Consider the following 18309-nt stretch of genomic DNA (forward strand, 5'->3'; position numbering starts at 1 on the left):
ATGCTGGTGGTGCGCGGCGTACCCAGCAGATCGCCAAGGGGAGGAGGCGCTATCCTACGGCCCACCAGCCTGGCCCCCTGCATGGGACGCTGGCCAGGAGGAGCGTCATGAACCCGTCTGAACTCCCCGCGGTCCTCTACGTCGACGATGACGCGCTGAACCTCCGGGTCTTCGACGCGAACTTCGGGCAGCGCTTTCGAATCTTCCGCTGCTCCTCGCCCAGCGAGGCGCTGGCGTTGCTCGAGCAGCGCAAGGGCGAGATTGGCGTCATCCTCTCCGACCAGCGCATGCCCGGGATGACGGGCGTGGAGCTGCTGGAGCGGGCGCGCACGATTGCGCCGGACGCCAAGCGCATGCTCGTCACGGCCTACGCGGACATGCAGGCCGTCATCGACGCGGTCAACCGCGGCCAGGTGACGCGCTACTTCGTCAAGCCGTGGGACCGGACGGAGCTGCAGGCCGCGCTCGACGACGCGCTCAAGATTGCCCGCCTGGAGCTGCGCATCCGCGAGGTGGAAGGGCGCATGATGAAGTCCGAGCGCCTGGCCACCCTGGGGCAGGTGACGGCGGGCATCGCGCACGAGCTGATGGGCCCCGTGGGCTACCTGTCGCAGAACGTGGCGTCGCTGCAGCGCGACCTGGGCCACGTCATCCAGTATGTGTCGCGGCACCTCCAGGACGACCCGGACGCGGCCGTGGCGGAGACGGTGGAGGACCTGCCCGCGCTCATCAAGGACCTGGCGGACGGCGCCGAGCACCTGCGGCAGGTGGCGCTGGGGCTGCGCGCCCAGGCGCGCGGCGAGGACCTGGAGGCCACGGCGGACGTGGCGGAAGTCGTGTCCTTCGCGGTGAAGCTGGCGCGCGCCGAGGTGCGCGAGCGGGCGCGGCTGACGAGCAACGGCGAGCCCGTGCGCGTCACCTTCGGCCCCGTGAAGCTGTGCCAGGTGCTGCTCAACCTCATCGTCAACGCGGCCCAGGCCATGGGCAACACGGGCCGCGCCGGGCGCATCGAGGTCCGCTGGACGGCGCGGCCGGACGACGTGGTGCTCACCGTGGCGGACAACGGCTGCGGCATCCCCATGGAGCTGCAGGAGCGCGTCTTCCAGCCCATGTTCACCACCAAGCCCGTGGGCGTGGGCACCGGGCTGGGCCTGTCCATCTGCCGTGAGCTCGTCACGCAGTTCGGCGGCAACCTCCGCCTGTCCTCCACGCCGGGCGAGGGCACCGAAATCGAAATCACCCTCCGGCGAGCCCCGCTCCCCTGAGCCCGAAGGCATTGCTGAGCAGGCGCCAGACGCGGTGCAGCGTCTCGCCCTCGGTGGCGCGGATGTGCTCCACCAGCACGGCGCGCCGCAGCGGGCCTTCCGCTGCGTCCGGCGCATACTCCACCACCAGCGCGTAGCGCGGGCCCGGGCGCTCCACCATATGCACGGCCCTCACCGCGTCGAAGGGCACCAGCTCCGCGTGCGTGGCGCCGGGTGCCCACGTCAGCCGCTCCAGCCGGAGGGACTCGCTGCGGAAGTGGAGGACGAAGCGCCGCCGCCCCACGTGGGCCTCCAGCTTGAGGGCCAGTCCCACCAGGGCCGCCGCCAGCAGCCCCAGGGCGGCCGCGGGGCCGGCGCCCTCCCGCATTCCCACCAGCAGCGCCGCGCCCACCGCGCAACCCAGCCCCACCCCGACACACAGGCTGGGCAGGGCGCGCCGGTCCCATGGAGGCGGCAGGGACTCGCCCACCAGCCGGCCGCCGTCATAGCGCAGCCTCACGTCGCCCAGCCGCCCGGGCACCCGGTTGTCCTGCAACGCATCCTCGAAGCTCGCCACGCCTCCAGCATAGCGGTCCTCAAATGCGCGCTTCGTAACTGGAAGTGAGCTGTGCGAATCTGTGTAGCCATGGATCTCCCGTTCGAGACCGGTGAAGGTGAGGGAGGGGGAGAGAGGACGCTCGCCTCGACGGTGCTGGTCGTGGATGACGAGCCCGTCGTGCTGGACATCTGCGCCCGCCTCCTGGAGCGAGACGCCGACCTGATGGTGACGCTGGCCGCGAGCGCCGAGGAGGCGCTGCCGCTGCTGTCGGAGCAGCGCTTCGACGTCCTGGTGACGGACAAGAACCTGCCGGGCATGGGCGGGGTGGAGCTCATCGCCGAGGCGCGCCGCCTCCAGCCGTCCCTCGAGGCGGTGATGATTACGGGCTACGCCAGCTCCGAGTCCGTCGTCGCCGCCTTCGCTGCGGGCGCCAGTGACTACATCCTCAAGCCCTTCGATGACCTCCGGGTGCTCCGCGCCAAGGTGCGCGCGGCCCTGGAGCGACGGACCGCCGGCATCCGCGTCCGGGAGCAGGCCCGCGAGGTGGCGCGCGAGGCCGCGGCCCTCCTGGCCTCGGGCCAGGATGCGCCGGAGCCCGCCTACGAGACGCTGGAGGCCGAGCTTCGTGCCTACGAGGAAGCCGTTCGCCTGGGCCTGAACGGCCGGGTGGCGGTCGTGGGGGGCTCGGAAACCGTCGCTGTCCTGCGGGACGCTGGCTTCGACGCGGTTGAACTGCCGCCCTACGCGGCGGAGCTCGAGCACGCGGACGTCGTCATCGTCGAGACAGGGGACCCGCAGTGGCGAACCCTAGCCGAGCGGCTGCAACGCCGGCCTCCCGACGTGCTGCTGCTCGCCAGCCCTCAGGCGGACCTGGGGGACCTGCTGGAGGCGATTACGCTCCGCATGGACCTGGTGGGTTTCGGTACCAGCCAGGGGGCCGCCGCCCTGCCGGAGAAGGTGCGGATGCTGCTGCTGAGGCGGGGCGTGCAGCGCGCGCAGGACCGGCTCGCCGCGGCGCTCGCCACCTTCCGGCAGAGCATCGCCGCGCCATCCCCCTGAAGTCCGCCGCAGTCAGGTCATCCGCGGGCCTACGGGCCCGCCCGAAGCCCATGTGCCGCGGGCGGCTGCTGGGCTGGGCGGTCTGTGCTTGTCGCTCAAGCCCGCAAAAGCGAAACGCCCACCTTCTTTTCAGAAGGTGGGCGTCTCAGTGACCCTGCCGGGATTCGAACCCGAGTTTGAGCCGTGAGAGGGCTCCGTCCTAACCACTAGACGACAGGGCCGTTACTTGTTTCAACCGCTGCTAACCGCCGGCGATTTCTACCTTTTTTCGTCCGTCCTCGTCAACCGTTTTATTTCGACCACTTGGTTGATTCGGACCGACGAGTACTGCGGTGCTACAGGTACGACGAGCTGGGGAACTAGGATTCGAACCTAGATAAGCAGAGTCAGAGTCTGCTGTCCTGCCGTTAGACGATTCCCCAAGGACCTGCTCGACTGCGGCGCTTCTCTACCAACACCACTTCGGGACTGCAACAACTTCGGTGCGACGTTTACTTCTTCCTGCTCTTCGTCGTCTCCGACTTCTTCGCAGGCTTGGCCGCCTGCTGGGTGGGGACGATGTAGATGCGAACCTCGTCGTTCGCCTCGTAAATGTTCAGCCCCGCGAAGTTCTTCCCCGAGGGGTTGCTGATGTGAACCGCCTTCACGCCCGGCTGGTTCACGATCTGCCGGCGAGGGTAACCGCTCGTCGAGTAGACCGCGCGGTAGTAATCCAGCGTGCCATCGAAATCCCTGGGCGACCGGTAGCGATTCTCACCGACGCGCCTGGACCCATCTGGCAACTGCGCGCCATTGACGACCTCGGCGCTCGCTGGAGCCACCCAGAGCGCCACCAGCGCCGCTCCGAGCGGGCGCGCCTTATAGAAACCGCGTTTCAGGCTGTCAAGGGCACGCATCATGGGTCCGAAAGATAGGGGCCAGGGGCGCTGACGTCCACCGCAACCTGCGCCTGCCGGCTCAAGCGCGCGTCAGCGCCGCGTCAATGCGCCGCAAGGATTCGTCGCGGCCCACCAGGACGAGCGTCTCGCCGATGCCCGGGCTGGTGGTGTTGCCGGTGAGCGCCACGCGGATGGGCTGCGCCACCTTGCCCATGCCGACGCTGGAGGCCTCGCTCACCTGCTTCACCACGCCATCCAGCGCCTCCACCGTCCAGTCCGGCAGGGCGGCGAGCGTCTCGCGCACCTTGCGCAGCAGGTTGAGGGACTCGCCGGACAGGTGCTTGGCGGCGGCCTTCTCGTCCAGGGTGATGCCGGAGCGGAAGTAGACGTTGGCGGCGGTAGTGGCGATGTCCTCCAGGGTGTTGGAGCGCTCGCGCAGTGTGCGCACCAGCGTCTCCAGCCGCGGGTCGCCCTTGGCCTGGATGCCCTTCGCCTCAAGGAAGGGGAGCAGCCGCTCGACGACGGTCTCCACCGGCAGCTGCTTCATCCACTGCTGGTTGAGCCACAGCAGCTTCTCCGGGTTCCACACGCCGGAGGTGGTGCCCACGTCGCTGAAGTCGAACCACGCCTGCATCTGCTCGCGGCTGATGACCTCGTCGTTGCCGTGGCTCCAGCCCAGGCGGATGACGAAGTTGAGCAGCGCCTCCGGCATGATGCCGTTGCGCTTGTGCACCATGACGTCCGCTTCCGGGTGCTTGCGCTTGGACAGCTTCTCGCGGTCCGGCCCCAGGATGAGCGGCAGGTGGGCGAACTCGGGGGGCGTCCACCCCAGCGCCTGGTACAGCATGAGCTGCGGGAAGGTGGAGTTGACGTGCTCCTGGCCGCGCGCGACCAGGGTGATGTCCATCAGGTGGTCATCGATGACGCATCCGAAGTTGTAAACGGGGATGCCGTCCGCGCGCATCATGACCCAGTCGTCCAGGTCGCTGTACGTCTTGGTGATGGTGCCCAGGGCCTTGTCGGTGAAGGACACGGAGCCCTCGCCCGGGGGCATCTTGAAGCGGATGACGGCCTCGTCCGCGCTGCGGCCGGCGGGAGGCTCGGTCCGCTCACGGCAGGTGCCCGGGTACTTGAAGGCGCCGCCCGCCTTCTCCGCCACCTGCCGCTGCGCGTCGAGCTCCTCCTTCGTGCAGTAGCACCGGTAGGCCTTGCCCTCGGCGATGAGCTGGTCCGCGTGCTTGCGGTAGGTGTCCAGCCGCTGCATCTGGAAGTAGGGCGCGTAGGGACCCTCCTTGCCGGGGCCCTCGTCCCAGTCGATGCCCAGCCACGTCAGCCCGTCCAGGATGGCCTGCACCGACTCGGGGGTGGAGCGGCCCTGGTCCGTGTCCTCCATGCGCAGCACGAAGGTCCCGCCCTGGCGTCGCGCCTGGAGGAAGTTCATCAGCGCGGTACGGGCACCGCCAATGTGAAGGTAGCCAGTGGGCGAGGGAGCGAAGCGGACGCGAAGGGCAGGAGGCATACGGGCGCGCGGATTAGCAGGGCGTGAATGGAGGGTCAACGCGGAGGGGCATTCCTGGAGTAAGTTGGATGGCCAGGGAGAACTCGTATGTCGATTCGTCAGGTAGTTCGCACGTTGCTCCTGGCTGTCTTCCTGGTGGGCGTGCCCGCGGGCGCCACCACCCAGCTCCGCGTGGACCTGTCGGGGCTCGCGGTGGGGGCGGACGCCGTCGTCCACGGCGTGGTCCGGCGCGTGGAGAGCCGCTGGAGCGGTGATGGGATGCGCATCCTCACCGACGTCGAGATCCAGGTGACCGAGTCCCTCAAGGGCCAGCCAGGAGGCACGGTGCTCGTCACCCAGCCCGGCGGCCGCATGGGAGACATCGGCCAGGTGGTGCATGGCCTGGCCTCCTTCGCGCCGGGCGAGGAGGTGGTGGTGTTCCTCCAGAAGCGCGGCCCTCGTGCCTTCCGGGTGTCGGACATGGCGCAGGGCAAGTTCCAGGTGAAGCGCGAGGGCAAGACGGCGCTCGCGGTGCCGGAGCCCACCGAGTCACAGCTGCTGGACCCCGTCACCCGCAAGCCGACCGCATCCGCGCTCCAGCCGATGTCGCTGGAGGCGCTGAAGGCCGCCATCCGCGAGGCGCTCGGGGAGCAGGCACCGTGACACCCCTGGCTCCCATCCTCCTCGCGCTGTCGCTGGGGCAGACGGCTCCCTATGTCCGCAGCCGCGTCGACGCCGGCGACACGCGCACGCAGTGTCTCTACTGGACGTCCTCGCGAATCGTCTGGAACCAGAGCACCTACGGCAATCCGGACACGCAGGGAGACACCGAGTTCGACGCGATTCGCGCCTCGTTCCAGAGCTGGCAGGACATCTTCGCCGAGTGCGGCAACCTCACGCTGGAGGAGGGGCCGCGCGTCGATGAGCGCGAGGTGGGCTATCGGCGGCAGGGCGACAACACCAACCTGGTGCTCTTCCGCACCCGGGACTGCAACACGGTGGTGCCCGCCGAGGACGCGTGCTGGGACGATGACGACTGCGCCAACGCGTATGACTGCTGGGACGATGACGACAACACCATCGCCATCACCCTCACCACGTACGACGAGCGCTCGGGCATCATCTACGACTCGGACATCTCCTTCAATGCGGCGCGCTTCTCCTTCACCACCGCGAACGGGCCGACGTGCTTCCCGCCGGTGACGACGAACTGCGTGGCCACCGACGTGCAGAACACCGCCACGCACGAGGTGGGCCACCTCATCGGCCTGGACCACACCCGCGCTTCGGGCTCCACCATGTTCCCGAACGCTCCGCCGGGAGAGGTGTCCAAGCGCATCGTGGACACGGGCTCGCGCGACTTCGTCTGCGAGGCCTATCCGAAGGGCCAGGTCAGCCAGGCCTGTCTCCACCCGGTGACCTCTCTCGAGCTGGGGCCCAAGGCGGGCTGCTCCGCCGCGGGGCCGGGCGGAGCACTGTCACTGCTGGGCGTCTGGGCGCTGTGGCTGATGCGTCGGGCCCGCCGCCAGGAGGAGGGCCCGTGAGGAAGGCACTGGGGCTCGTGGCCGGGCTGCTCGCCCTCTCCGCCCAGGCGCAGGTGAGTGAGGAGCCTGCCTACCGCCGCACGGTGGTTCCTGGCTACCCGCTGTGCCTGCTGTGGCCGGTGCGCGACTACGTGTACCACCTGGACGCGGCGGGCAGCGCGCGCACGCCGGGAGACTCCGAGGTGGCCGCCATCGAGGCGTCCTTCGACTCCTGGCGGCGGCTCTCCGACGCGTGCAGCGACTTCCGGTTCATCCGGGGGGAGGACTGGCGCAAGCCCGTGGTCGTCGGCTACGACCAGACGCGACCCCAGGACAACTACAACATCGTCACCTTCCGGGAGACATCCTGTCGGGAGGTGGTCGCCGCCGACGACCCCTGCTGGGACGACGAGACGTGTGGCAACACCCACCGGTGCTGGGAGCACGGGGCTGGCACCATCGGCCTCACCACGTCCACGTTCTCGTATCGCGACGGGCGCGTGCTGGACTCGGACATCGAGCTGAACGCCTCCGTGTCGGCGGACGGCTTCGGGTTCCTCTTCACCACCGTGGACACGCCGGTGTGCGAGCGGGGGCCGGCGGTGGACTGCGTGTCCACGGACCTGCAGAACACGATGACACACGAGATAGGGCACGTGGTGGGGCTGGACCACGTCGCCATCCCAGGCGCCACCATGGAGGCCACCGCGCCACCGGGAGAGACGCAGAAGCGCGTCATCGACTCCGGCTCGGCCGCTGGCTTCTGCTCCATCTACCCGCGGCACCTTCCGCCCACGCAGTGCTACGTGCGCGAGGGGGCGGGCCTGGCGCTGAAGGCGGACGGACGTGGCACCGGCTGTGCGGCGGCGCCGGGGCCCGCGGCCTTGGGTCTGGGGTTGGCCGCGCTGGCCGTGGCTCGCCGCCGACGTCGGGCTGGCAACGGCGCCGTCCGTGCTGCGGCGCCTCGCGAGCGGGATTAGAGGTCTGGGCGTGGCCGTCGCATTCTTCGACCTGGACAAGACGCTCATCGCCGCCAACTCGGGCTCGCTGTGGATTCGCCGGGAGCTCGAGCTGGGGCACATCTCCCGCCTGCAGGCGTTGCGCGCCAGCCTGTGGATTGCGCGCTATCACCTGGGCTTCGTGTCCATGCAGGACGCCGTGGCCCGCGCCATTGCCCAGCTCGCGGGCACGCCCGCGCAGCCGCTGCAGGCGCGCACCGCCGTCTTCTACGAAGAGCAGGTGCGCCCCCTCTACCGGCCAGGGGCGTGGGCCGTCCTGGAGGCCCACCGCCGCGCGGGGGAGCGGCTCGTCCTGCTGACGTCCTCCACGGGTTACCTGTCGGAGCTGGTGGCGCGGGAGCTGCGCCTGGACGCGGTGCTGTGCAACCGCTTCGAGGTCGACGGCAATGGCCTGCACACCGGACGCCCGGAGGGCACCATCTGCTTCGGTGAGGGCAAGCGCCTCTGCGCCGAGGCGTACGTGCGCGAGGCCGGCGTGCCGCTGTCGGCGTGCGCCTTCTACACCGACTCCTACTCGGACCTGCCGGTGATGGAGGTGGTGGGGCGACCCGTGGCGGTCCACCCCGACCACCGGCTGCGGCGCCATGCTCGCAAGCGGGGATGGCCGGTGGTGGACTGGGGCGTACCGCCGGGGGGCGGCGCTCCGGCGATTCCGCCCGCGCCGCCCGTGGTGCCTTCCACGGGGCCCTGACGCGCACGGCGCGCGCCGGGGCAGGTGGGGCTCAGCGGCGCGGCGCCACCAGCCGCATGCTGAAGGTGTAGTCCACGTTCACCGGATGGCCCTTGTAGACGATGGGCTTGTAGGTGCGGGACTGGAGCGCGTCGAGCACCGCCCGCTCCATGTGGGCCACGGACTTGATGGTGCGGCACTTCTCCACGCGGCCCTGCTGGGTGATGGTGCAGCGGACAATCATCACCCCGCTCGACTTCGCGGCCATCGCCTCGCGCGTGTAGATGATGTCCTTGCCCTGGTCGACCATTTCCGGACGGGGCATGTCCTCGTTGTAGGGGAGCACGTCACCGCGCGCCGACGCGACCGCCGCGGTGGGCAGCACCGGGAGCGCAAGGCCCGTGGCCGCGCCCTTGGCCGGTGCCGGGGCCGTCGCGGCCGCGGCGCCGCCGACAGCGGCCGCGATGGGCAGCTCGGCGGCGGGCGAGGCGGTGGGGGCGAGCATCACCGGCGCGGACATGCCGCCCGGCGTGGCCACCGGCTCGGCCTCGTCGATGCCCTCGTCCGACGACACCGAGGCCACCTCGACGTGGCGGCTGCCGCCCGCGCCGCCGCGGCGCTTCTGCAGCTTCTGGGAGAGCACCACCTCACCGGTACCGCCCGTCACGACGGTCTCCATCTGGTAGCCCTCCAGCGCGAACGTCAGCTCCACCGTGACGGAGCCATCCTGTCCCGCGGGAATCTCCAGGGTGAAGGGCGTGACGCCCCGCTCCTTGCCCCGGTAGAAGACGCGGGCGCCGGTGGGCTGGCTCATCAGCTTGAAACGCACCTTGCCGGTGTTGGCGGGGGCGACCTCGGGCTCCGGCTGCGCGGCGGGCGCGGCGGCGACGGGCGCCGGGGCCTCCGTGGGCGCGGGGGCTGGAGGAGGCGCCTCCTTGTTCGTCAGGAAGAAGATGGCGCCGCCCGCGATGAGGCCCGCCACCACGAGGCCGCCCAGGCCCCCGGTCAGCAGCGTGCGCTGCCGGGCGCGCTTGACCTCCTGGGGCACCTCCACGCTGATGTCCACCGCGAGCGTGTCACCCGACTCGGTGTTGTTGCCCACGTTGGAGAAGAGGGCAGGGGACGGATAGGGGCCCGTCGTCGTCGCGCCGCCGGGACGCTTGAAGATGCCGCTGTTGCCACCGGCGGCCGCGCTCGCCTCGCGCAGGCCCTCCAGCATCTCGTCCATCGTCTGGTAGCGGCGCGCCGGGTCCTTCTCCAGGCAGCGGCGCACCACCGCCTCGATTTCCGGGGGGATGTGCAGGTCCGGCCGCACCTGCTGGAAGGTGGGCGGGGCTTCCTTGTAGTGGGCGAAGATGAGCTCGATGTGGTCCCGCGCGATGAACGGCGGACGCCCCATCAGCATCTGGAAGAGCACGATGCCCAGCGAGTACACGTCGCTGCGGGCGTCGGTGACGTTGCGCGCCTGCTCGGGCGCCATGTACTGCGGCGAGCCCAGGAAGGTGCCGTTCTGGGTGATTTCAGGAGAGGGCTGGCCCTCCTGCGGCGCCGCCACGGACTTCACCAGGCCGAAGTCCAGCACCTTCACCAGGTCCTGATCGTGCTCGTTGAGGAGCATGATGTTGGCTGGCTTCAGGTCGCGGTGGACGATGCCCAGGCTGTGCGCCTCGCGCAGCGAGCGGCAGATCTGCTGGGTGATGGAGATGGCGCGGGACCACGCCAATGGTCCCACCTGACCCAGCACCTGGGCCAGCGTCCGGCCGTCCAGGTACTCCATCGCGATGTAGAAGATGCCGTCGTCCGTCTGGCCGTAGTCGATGACGGTGACGGTGTTGGGATGGCGCAGCTTGGACGTGAGCGACGCCTCGCGCAGGAAGCGCTTCTGGAACCCCGGGTCCCGGCTGCTGGGGAAGTTGGGATTGAGAATCTTGAGCGCCACCACGCGCTCGAGAGGGGCTTGGAGGGCACGATAGACCTTCCCCATGCCGCCAATGCCCAGAGGTTCCAGGATGCTGAAGCGGCCGTTCAGGGTCCGGCCGATGAGAGGATCCGCGCCCGCGCCTGCGGGTGTCTCGGGATTCGGCGAGTCGCCCTTGATCATTGGTAGCCCCAGACTGCAAGCAACATCGGTTCTCCAGAAGTGTCGCCGTACTTCATCAAACCATATCTGCGGTCGGCTACGCACCAGGGGGCTGTCCGATCCAGCACGTCTGATTCCTTCCGTTGCCGCCATCATGCGTCGGACGTGAGAGAGTGGATGCCGGTTAGCCCGCATTGACGCTTCTTTGTCTGACGGACTAGCGTGCTCCAATCCCGCGCTTCAATGAGCGGCGGGAGTTCCCCTGATGGCAGACACACCAGACAATCCCACGGTCGCGCAGTCGCGCCGTCTCTCTGTCGAGGAGCGGCTGCGCCAGCTTGAGGCGGAGCAGGCCCGACTGCGCCAGGAGCTGACGTCGCTGGCGGGTGAGCTGCGACTGCCGGGCATGTACCTGACGGTGGACGCGGCGGGCACCAGCGCGCTGATGGACACGGAGTCCGTGCAGGAGGTGGTGAGGCTGGTGGAGCTGGAGCCCTTGCCCGGGGCGCCGGCCCATGTGGCGGGGACCTTCGTCTACCGGGGGAGCCCTGCGGTCGTGGTGGACCTGGCGGCGCTGCTGGGGGTGAAGCGGGAGGCCTCGCTGGATGCCCACCTGGTCGTCTGTGGCGGTGCCCGGACGGTGGCGCTGCTCGTGGACCGCGTGCGGGACCTGGTGGAGGCGCCCGTGCTGGTGGATGGGACGCCGGACGGGTCGGCGCCGCTGCCGTGGGACGCGAGCGGATTGATGGCGGGTCTGTGCCGGACGCCCGAAGGCGTGCGCCCCTTGCTGCGGACGTCCGCGGTGCTGGTGAGCCCGGAGGCGCCGTGAGCGAGGGCGTGCTCGATGACGCGACGCTGCTCCGGGTCGAGGAGGTCCTCCGCTCGGCCTGTGGCGTGACGCTGGCGCGCAGCCTCCGCCGCTCCCTGGAGACGGCGCTGGGCCGCGCCGCGCGCTCGCGGGACCTGGAGCCAGAGGCCTTCCTGCGCCGGCTGCTCCTGCGCGAGTCCGCGGCGGTGGAGTGCTTCATCGAGCACGCGGTCATTGGAGAGACGTACTTCTTCCGCCACCCGGAGCACCTGCGCACCGTGGCGCGGCTGGCGCAGTCCCATGCATCCCCGTGCTTCCAGGTGTGGAGCGCGGGCTGCGCGAGCGGGGAGGAGCCCTACAGCATCGCCATGGCGCTGCTGGCGGAGGGACTGCCCGAGGGCCGCTTCCGCGTGCTGGCGACGGACGTGTCGGGCCGGGCGCTCCAGCGCGCGAAGGACGGCGTGTATGGGGCGTGGTCCCTGCGCCGCATCGAGCCCGAGCAGGAGAAGCGCTTCCTGGTGGCGGACGGGGATTCCTACACCGTCGTTCCCCAGGTCCGGCGCGCGGTCGAGTTCCGCCGCCACAACCTGGCCGTGGACCCGGCGCCCTTCCTGGGCCTGGGCGCCATCTTCTGCCGGAACGTCCTCATCTACTTCCCGACGGAGCTGGCGCGCGAGGTGCTGCGGCGCTTCGTCGAGGCGCTCGCCCCGGGTGGGCTCCTCTTCGTCTCTCCCGCCGAGGTGCCGCTCACCAACGGCCTGGGCCTGGAGATGGTGGATGCCGAGGGCAGCGTGGCGCTGCGGATGCCGATGCCGGGCGAGGCGCGGGCGGAGGCGGTGGAGGCCGGGTTGTCTCGCGTGGGCAGGTCCGCTCGCGGACGGGTTGGGCGGGCGACGGCGGCGCCCTCGCTCACGTGGCCCACGGCCCCTGGCGCTACGTCGGAGCGGCTCGCGCAGGACGCCTCCTGGCGGTCTGCACCGGTGCCGCCCGGGGGCCCCGGGAAGGTCGAGCCCATCGGCCGCGCCGCGCCGGGCGGGCTCGCGCGGATGTCGACGGCCGCCGTGGACGCGGCTTCGTCTCCGAGCGAGCTGGCCTCCGCCCTTGGGGCGCACGGAGGCCGCTCGGCGCTCACGTCCGATACCGCGGTGGAGGCATGCGCGTCTTCGTCCGGGCAGGCACCGCCGCTGGAGCGCGCCATCGACGCGGCGCGGGCGGGGCGCTTCGAGGAGGCCGAGACGCTGGCACGTGAGGCCGCGAAGGCGCTGATCCCCGAGGCCTACCTCCTCCTCTCCATGGTGGCCGAGATGCGGGGGGACCTGAACGGCGCCGTGGAGGCGGTCCGCAAGGCGCTGTACCTGGAGCCGCAGCTCGCGCTGGGCCACGCCTCGCTGGTGGCGTTGTACGGCCGGATGGAGCGCCGCGAGGACGCGGAGCGGGCACGGCAGAACGCCCTGCGCGCGCTGGACGGACTGGATGATGAACACCCGCTGCGTGGGGTGGAGACGATGACGGCCGGGGGCCTCAGGCAGGCCCTGGCGCCAGTCGAGCAGGCTGGCTGGCACGGAGCGCGCTGAGTCGTGCGCGCTCCTCACGAGGTGGGAGGCAACGTGGACGTCAAAGGGACGCACCTGACACCGCCGGGCCGGGCGCCAGGGGGCAGGCTCAGCCTGCGGATGAAGATCCTCGCGCTCACGGGCGCGACGGGCGCACTGGTCGCCTTCATCCTCATCGTGACGACCTGGATTCAGATGGGCGAAGCGCTGCGCAACGACCTGTCCCGCCGCGCCGACTCGGTGAGCACCGAGCTGGTGAAGGCGGTGACGCCGTTGATGGCCGCGAAGCGCGAGCCGGAGCGGCTCCATGACGTGGTGCAGGGCGCGCTGAGCCTGAGCCCCGAGGTGGCCTACGTGCGCGTGCACGACGCGGACGGGGTGCTCCTGGGCGAGGCCGCCGCGGAGCGCTTCGTCGGTGAGGCGCACGCGCCCGCCTCCATCGAGGGGGAGGCCTCGGTGTCCCGCAGGCGCATGGCCAAGGGCGTGGGGCTGCTGGAAATCACCGCGCCGGTGCTGCTGCCGGGCACCCCGACGCACCTGGGCACCCTCCAGGTGGCGCTCCATGAAGAAGGCCTCAGCACGACGCTCCGCGAGGCGACGCGGTTCACCGCCATCATCAGCGTGCTCGTCCTGGTGGCCTGCCTGGTGGTCGCGTGGCTGGTGTCCGGCGTGCTCGTCGTTCCCCTGGAGCGCCTGGCGCGCGCGGCGGCGGGCATCGCCTCCGGGGACCTGCGTCAGCAGATCGAGCTCAATGGTTCGGATGAGATTGGTGACGTGGCGCGCAGCTTCGCCGCCATGACGGACGCGCTCTCGCATCTGCTGCAGGACCTGCGGGGCGCGGCGGCGGAGATGGAGCGCGAGGCGGCGGGCGTGCTGTCCACCTCCACGCAGCAGTCCGCCATGGCCCACCAGCAGGCGTCCGCCATCAACGAGACGAGCACCACGGTGGCGGAGATTGCCCAGACGTCCAAGCAGGCGACGTCCTACGCGGACTCGGTCATCGCCCAGACGCAGAAGTCGGAGGCCCTCAGCGCGGAGGGCCAGAAGGTGGTCAGCGAGAGCGTCGCCGGCATGGAGAAGCTGGGCGAGCAGGTGAAGGCCATCGCCCTGTCCATCACCGAGCTCAGCGAGCGCACGCTGCAGATTGGCGACATCATCAGCACGGTGAAGGACGTGGCCGAGCAGTCCAACCTGCTAGCGCTCAACGCCTCCATCGAAGCGGCGAAGGCCGGGGAGCACGGCCGCGGCTTCGCGGTGGTGGCCACGGAGATGCGCACCCTGGCGGAGCAATCCCGCATCGCCGCTGAGCAGGTGCGCGGGCTGCTCAACGAGGTGCAGAAGGGCACCCGGCAGGCCGTCAGCGCCACGGAGGAAGGCAGCCGCCGGGCGCAGGCGGCCATGGAGCTGGCGCGCGAGGCGGGCACCACCATCCTCGGACTGTCGGAGGTCATCCGGGAGTCGTCGGGGGCGGCACGGCAGATTGCCGGCAACACGCGTCAACAGACAATTGGCGTGGAGCAGATCTCCACGGCCATGGGCGAGTTGACCTCCGCCATGGGCGACGCCGTGGAGAGCACGCGGCGCATCGAGCAGGTGGCGGGCAACCTGTCCAATCTCTCGAAACGGTTCTCGGACCTGGTGGGTAGGTACCAGCTATGAACGCGAAGGTGCTGATTGTCGAAGACACGAAGACCATCACCAACCTCCTGCAGGTGTACCTGATGGGGTGGGGGCTGGAGTTCTTCGATGCGCCGAATGGCGTGCAAGGCTTGACCAAGGCGCGGGAGCTCAAGCCGGACCTCATCATCTCCGACGTGCAGATGCCGGAGATGGATGGCTTCGCGCTGTGCGCGGCGGTGCGGGCGGACCCGCAGCTGCACGACACGCCGTTCATGATGCTCACCTCGCTGAAGGACGACGCGAGCCGACAGAAGGGCAAGCTGGTGGGGGCCAGCGCGTTCCTCAACAAGCCGGTGTCCGTGGACGACCTTCGCTCGAAGGTGCGCGACATCCTGAAGCTGCCCGCGACCCGGTACTGAGCGCATGTCGACGGACGACGCCAAGATCGACTACGCGGGGCTGAAGCGGCAGCTCTCGGAGGCGCACTCGCTGCTGGATGGCCGGCAGGCGGTGAGCCCGGAGAAGCGGCGCGAGGTGCTGAGCGCGCGCGCCCGAGCCCTGGCCGAATCCCGTCATGAGGAGCGCCAGGAGGTGCTCTCCGTGCTGGCCTTCCAGGTGGGCGGCGAGCGCTACGCGGTGCGCATCGAGCACGTGGACCACGTGCTGGAGGCGCGCGGCATCGCCTCGCTGCCAGGCGCGCCCCGGCACGTGCTGGGCGCGCTGGTGAGCCGCTCGCGGGTCGTGCCGGTGCTGGACCTTCGCCAGTTGCTGGGCCTGGAGGGCGGCGGCATGTCCGACCTCAGCAAGGTGGTGGTGGTCGAGACGGGTGACAGTGAAGAGACCTTCGGCCTGGCGGCGGAGTCCGTGGAGGGGCGAAAGGAGCTGCCCAAGGTGGAGCTGTCGCAGCCACCGCCCGGCCCCTTCTTGTTCCTCACGCCGGACCGGCTGACGGTGCTGGACCTGGAGCAGCTCGGGGGCCCGTCCGCCACGCGGCCCGATGGGGAGTAGGCACGCACCATGGATCCTCAGCTCTTGCGCAGCATCTGGCCGGTGTTCTCCGCGGAGACGCGAGAGCAGATCCAGGCCATCGGCTCGAAGGTGTTGGGCTTGGAGGGACCGGCGCAGGGGCGTGAGCCGGACCTGCTCCCGTCGCTCAAGCGCCTGGTCCACAGCCTCAAGGGCTCCGCGGCCAGCCTGGGGCTCGACGACATCGAGCAGGTGGTGCACGCCATCGAGGACGGGCTGGCCACCTTCAATCCCGAGGAGCGGCTGCCACGCGACACGGTCGAGGCCATGCTGAGGGGCCTCTCCGCCATCGAAGGCGCCATGGCGCGAGGCGACGCCGGACAGACGCCCTCGGTGGACGGGCTGGCCTCGCTGCTCACGGCGCTCGGCCACGCGGCGCCAGAAGCCAGTCCCACCTCGGGGGCACCCTCTGGCGCCGCGGCGCAGGGGCTGGAGGTGCTGGACCAGCTGGAGGCGACGCTGAGCGCCCTGTGCTCGCCAGACGTCCCGGACCGGGCGGCGGTGGTGCGCACGGCGGTGGAGCGGGCCCGGGCGTTGAAGGCGTCCGCGGACGCTGCGGGTGTCCCGAAGGTGGCCACCCTGGCGGAGGCGGCGGCGCTGGGCTTCACGCGGATGGAGCCGGGAGGCGACTCCGCGGGCCTGGCCGCGTCGGACGTCGCCGGCACGTTGGTGGACCTCCGCGCGGCGCTGGAGGCGGCGGGCGGGGCCGGAGCGGTGGCGCGCGCCGTCCAGGCGCTGCGCTCGGCGCCTTCGCCCACGCAGGAGGAGGGCCCGTCCGCGCAGCCGGGGCCAGCGGGCGCTGCGGCCGCGCAGGAATCGCGCGGGGCCTCGGACCAGGTGGTGCGGGTGTCGTTGAAGACGCTGGAGTCCATCGCGCTCCAGGTCGAGCTGCTCCTGGCGGGCCGCGCGCAGCAGGCGCGACGTGGCGCGGCGCACCGGCAGTTGATGGACGGCATGCGCGAGGTGCTCATGCACCTGGAGCGCTCGGCGTCGCAGCTGGCCATGGCGGGCGGCGGCCCGGCGCTGGAGCCGCTGCGCGCGGGCGTGACGCAGATGCGCACGCTCCAGAAGCAGCTGCTGGAGCTGACGAAGGAGTCGCACCGGGACGGTGAGCAGCTCGCGCTGGTGGCGCAGGTGGCCCGTGACGACCTGCGGGACCTGCGCATGGTGCCGGCCTCCCAGGTGCTGGAGCCGCTGCGGCGCACCGTGCGCGAGACGTCCGCGCGCCTGAACAAGGACGTCACCCTGGAGCTGACCGGTGGCGAGGTGCGGCTGGACCGGCGCATCCTCGACGCGCTGAAGGACCCGCTGCTGCACCTGGTGCGCAACGCCATCGACCACGGCCTGGAGTCCACCGAGGAGCGGCGCGCCCTGGGCAAGCCGGAGGCGGGGCACCTGACGGTGCGCGTGGAGCCGCGGGGCTCGCGCATCGCGGTGGTGGTGGAGGACGACGGCTCCGGTCTGTCTCCGGATCGGGTGCGCGCCACGGCGGTGAAGCGGGGCCTGCTCACGGCCGAGGCGGCGGCGAAGCTGTCGGACGCGCAGGCGGCGCGGCTGGTGTTCCAGCCGGGCTTCTCCACCCGGGAGCAGGTGACGGCGACCTCGGGCCGGGGCGTCGGTCTGGACGTGGTGCAGGCGACGGCGCAGCGGCTACAGGGGTCGGTGGACGTGGCCTTCACGGCGGGGCGGGGAACGCGCTTCACCGTGGACCTGCCGCTGACGCTGGCCGCCGCGCTGGGCCTGCTGGTGCGGACGGGCACGACGGTGTCCGCGATTCCCTCCGACAGCGTCAACCGCATCCTGCGGTTGGAGCCGGCCGACGTGGGCACCGTGGCGGGGCGCGTGGTGGCGCGGCTGGACGGGGAGCAGCTCACGTTCCTGTCGCTGGCGGAGGCCATCGGCCTGCCCCGGCTGCCGCTGGCGCTGGACTCGGGCAAGGTGCAGCCGGCCGCGCTCCTGACGGTGGGCGAGGACAAGGTGCTGTTCGCCATCGACGAGGTGGTGGGGCAGCAGGAGATTGTCGTCCGCTCCCTGGGGCGTCACCTGCGGGCCGTGCGGCACCTGGCGGGCGCGGCGGTGCTGGACGATGGCCGCGTGGTGCCGGTGCTCAACGCGCCCGAGCTGGTGAGGGCGGCGCGGCCGGAGACGCGCTCTGCGGCGCCCGAGACGGCGCGGCCGCGCATTCTCGTCTGCGACGACGCGCTCACCACGCGCTTCGCCATGAAGTCGCTGCTGGAGATTGCCGGCTACCCGGTGGTGACGGCGGCGGATGGCGAGGAGGCGTGGGGCATCCTGGAGCGCACGGGCTGTCAGCTCGTGGTGAGCGATTGGCAGATGCCCCGGCTGGACGGCGTCGGCCTGGCCCGGCGCATCAAGTCCCACCCGCAGCTGCACCGCACGCCCATCATCCTGGTGACGTCGCTGGACAGCCCCGAGGACCGGGCCGCCGGCCTGGAAGCGGGCGCGGACGGCTACCTCGTCAAGCGAGAGGTGGAGCGGGGCCGGCTGCTGGAGCTGGTGCGCCAGCTGCTGCCTGCGTCCTGACGGCGAGGGGCAGACGTTGCGAGAAGGCGCGGGGCCGGCCGCTGGAGCTGGTGCGCGAGTTGCTGGCTGCCTCATGCCGGCGAGGCGCAGGCGTTGCGAGAAGGCGCGGGGCCGGCTGCTGGAGCTGGTGTGCGAGCTGCTGCCCGCGTCCTGACGGCGATGCGTCGGCGTCGCGAGGTGATGCGGAGCTGGTCACTGGAGCGGGTGTTCCAGCTGCTGCCTGCCTCC

The 18309-nt window shown here is 70.9% G+C and carries 16 protein-coding genes and 2 tRNA genes; 12 read left to right on the forward strand and 6 right to left on the reverse strand.

Going from position 1 to position 18309, the window contains the following annotated elements; genetic code table 11:
• The first annotated feature begins 107 nt into the window (after window positions 1-107).
• Window positions 108-1265 (forward strand): sensor histidine kinase, encoded by a 1158-nt coding sequence (locus tag VZL07_RS28290; protein ID WP_426750936.1) that lies wholly within the window; start codon window positions 108-110, stop codon window positions 1263-1265.
• Here VZL07_RS28290 and VZL07_RS28295 read toward each other — a convergent pair.
• Window positions 1237-1821, reverse strand: a complete 585-nt coding sequence (locus VZL07_RS28295) for a hypothetical protein (protein ID WP_426750938.1) — start codon at window positions 1819-1821, stop codon at window positions 1237-1239. The two genes, VZL07_RS28290 and VZL07_RS28295, sit on opposite strands and share 29 nt — an antisense overlap.
• Before the next feature lie 69 nt (window positions 1822-1890).
• Here VZL07_RS28295 and VZL07_RS28300 point away from each other — a divergent pair, with 69 nt between their 5' ends.
• The gene (locus VZL07_RS28300) at window positions 1891-2862 is read left to right on the forward strand and encodes a response regulator (protein ID WP_426750940.1); all 972 of its coding nucleotides are present in this window, start codon (window positions 1891-1893) and stop codon (window positions 2860-2862) included.
• Window positions 2863-3011: 149 nt separating this feature from the next.
• Here VZL07_RS28300 and VZL07_RS28305 read toward each other — a convergent pair.
• The 4 genes from VZL07_RS28305 to gltX form a co-directional block, all read right to left on the reverse strand.
• Window positions 3012-3083, reverse strand: a tRNA-Glu gene (locus VZL07_RS28305).
• Between the two features lie 130 nt (window positions 3084-3213).
• Window positions 3214-3284, reverse strand: a tRNA-Gln gene (locus tag VZL07_RS28310).
• A 69-nt stretch (window positions 3285-3353) separates the two neighbouring features.
• On the reverse strand, window positions 3354-3761 hold the full coding sequence (locus VZL07_RS28315; protein ID WP_426750943.1) for a hypothetical protein: 408 nt from the start codon (window positions 3759-3761) through the stop codon (window positions 3354-3356).
• A gap of 58 nt (window positions 3762-3819) precedes the next feature.
• The gene (gene gltX / locus VZL07_RS28320; protein WP_426750945.1) at window positions 3820-5259 is read right to left on the reverse strand and encodes a glutamate--tRNA ligase; all 1440 of its coding nucleotides are present in this window, start codon (window positions 5257-5259) and stop codon (window positions 3820-3822) included.
• A gap of 87 nt (window positions 5260-5346) precedes the next feature.
• Here gltX and VZL07_RS28325 point away from each other — a divergent pair, with 87 nt between their 5' ends.
• Genes VZL07_RS28325 through VZL07_RS28340 form a run of 4 tightly spaced genes read left to right on the forward strand, consistent with a single transcriptional unit; the run spans window position 5347 to window position 8471 of the window.
• Entirely contained in the window at window positions 5347-5901 is a 555-nt protein-coding gene (locus VZL07_RS28325; protein ID WP_426750948.1) for a hypothetical protein, read from the forward strand.
• Window positions 5898-6782, forward strand: a complete 885-nt coding sequence (locus tag VZL07_RS28330) for a myxosortase-dependent metalloprotease, MXAN_2677/MXAN_2678 family (protein ID WP_426750950.1) — start codon at window positions 5898-5900, stop codon at window positions 6780-6782. The genes VZL07_RS28325 and VZL07_RS28330 overlap by 4 nt, the downstream gene beginning before the upstream one ends.
• Window positions 6779-7741 (forward strand): myxosortase-dependent metalloprotease, MXAN_2677/MXAN_2678 family, encoded by a 963-nt coding sequence (locus VZL07_RS28335; protein ID WP_426750952.1) that lies wholly within the window; start codon window positions 6779-6781, stop codon window positions 7739-7741. Before VZL07_RS28330 ends, VZL07_RS28335 begins: the two co-directional genes overlap by 4 nt.
• Before the next feature lie 10 nt (window positions 7742-7751).
• Entirely contained in the window at window positions 7752-8471 is a 720-nt protein-coding gene (locus VZL07_RS28340; protein ID WP_426750954.1) for an HAD family hydrolase, read from the forward strand.
• 31 nt (window positions 8472-8502) lie between these two features.
• Here the strand turns inward: VZL07_RS28340 and VZL07_RS28345 are convergent, their stop codons facing one another.
• Entirely contained in the window at window positions 8503-10551 is a 2049-nt protein-coding gene (locus tag VZL07_RS28345; RefSeq protein WP_426750956.1) for a TonB family protein, read from the reverse strand.
• A gap of 244 nt (window positions 10552-10795) precedes the next feature.
• On the opposite strand from VZL07_RS28345, the gene VZL07_RS28350 reads away from it, so the two are divergent.
• The 6 genes from VZL07_RS28350 to VZL07_RS28375 are packed head-to-tail and all read left to right on the forward strand — an operon-like array spanning window position 10796 to window position 18081.
• Window positions 10796-11359: a chemotaxis protein CheW gene (locus VZL07_RS28350; protein WP_426750958.1), complete on the forward strand. Its 564-nt coding sequence runs from the start codon at window positions 10796-10798 to the stop codon at window positions 11357-11359.
• Window positions 11356-12912, forward strand: a complete 1557-nt coding sequence (locus VZL07_RS28355; protein ID WP_426750960.1) for a CheR family methyltransferase — start codon at window positions 11356-11358, stop codon at window positions 12910-12912. The genes VZL07_RS28350 and VZL07_RS28355 overlap by 4 nt, the downstream gene beginning before the upstream one ends.
• A 21-nt stretch (window positions 12913-12933) precedes the next feature.
• The gene (locus tag VZL07_RS28360) at window positions 12934-14550 is read left to right on the forward strand and encodes a methyl-accepting chemotaxis protein (protein WP_426757391.1); all 1617 of its coding nucleotides are present in this window, start codon (window positions 12934-12936) and stop codon (window positions 14548-14550) included.
• Complete coding sequence (locus tag VZL07_RS28365) at window positions 14547-14930, forward strand: response regulator (protein WP_426750962.1); 384 nt, start codon at window positions 14547-14549, stop codon at window positions 14928-14930. Before VZL07_RS28360 ends, VZL07_RS28365 begins: the two co-directional genes overlap by 4 nt.
• A gap of 4 nt (window positions 14931-14934) precedes the next feature.
• On the forward strand, window positions 14935-15519 hold the full coding sequence (locus VZL07_RS28370; protein WP_426750964.1) for a chemotaxis protein CheW: 585 nt from the start codon (window positions 14935-14937) through the stop codon (window positions 15517-15519).
• Between the two features lie 9 nt (window positions 15520-15528).
• Window positions 15529-18081 (forward strand): hybrid sensor histidine kinase/response regulator, encoded by a 2553-nt coding sequence (locus VZL07_RS28375; protein ID WP_426750966.1) that lies wholly within the window; start codon window positions 15529-15531, stop codon window positions 18079-18081.
• The last annotated feature ends 228 nt before the right edge of the window (window positions 18082-18309 follow it).

Source organism: Pseudomyxococcus flavus, from assembly GCF_050038885.1.
Taxonomy (GTDB): Bacteria; Myxococcota; Myxococcia; order Myxococcales; family Myxococcaceae; genus Myxococcus; species Myxococcus flavus.

Bases quoted from the DNA above. Each gene is read 5' to 3' on its own strand.
- VZL07_RS28290 (WP_426750936.1), top strand. From the start codon at position 108: ATGAACCCGTCTGAACTCCCCGCGGTCCTCTACGTCGACGATGACGCG.
- VZL07_RS28300 (WP_426750940.1), top strand. From the start codon at position 1,891: ATGGATCTCCCGTTCGAGACCGGTGAAGGTGAGGGAGGGGGAGAGAGG.
- VZL07_RS28315 (WP_426750943.1), bottom strand. From the start codon at position 3,761: ATGATGCGTGCCCTTGACAGCCTGAAACGCGGTTTCTATAAGGCGCGC.
- gltX (WP_426750945.1), bottom strand. From the start codon at position 5,259: ATGCCTCCTGCCCTTCGCGTCCGCTTCGCTCCCTCGCCCACTGGCTAC.
- VZL07_RS28325 (WP_426750948.1), top strand. From the start codon at position 5,347: ATGTCGATTCGTCAGGTAGTTCGCACGTTGCTCCTGGCTGTCTTCCTG.
- VZL07_RS28345 (WP_426750956.1), bottom strand. From the start codon at position 10,551: ATGATCAAGGGCGACTCGCCGAATCCCGAGACACCCGCAGGCGCGGGC.
- VZL07_RS28350 (WP_426750958.1), top strand. From the start codon at position 10,796: ATGGCAGACACACCAGACAATCCCACGGTCGCGCAGTCGCGCCGTCTC.
- VZL07_RS28365 (WP_426750962.1), top strand. From the start codon at position 14,547: ATGAACGCGAAGGTGCTGATTGTCGAAGACACGAAGACCATCACCAAC.
- VZL07_RS28370 (WP_426750964.1), top strand. From the start codon at position 14,935: ATGTCGACGGACGACGCCAAGATCGACTACGCGGGGCTGAAGCGGCAG.
- VZL07_RS28375 (WP_426750966.1), top strand. From the start codon at position 15,529: ATGGATCCTCAGCTCTTGCGCAGCATCTGGCCGGTGTTCTCCGCGGAG.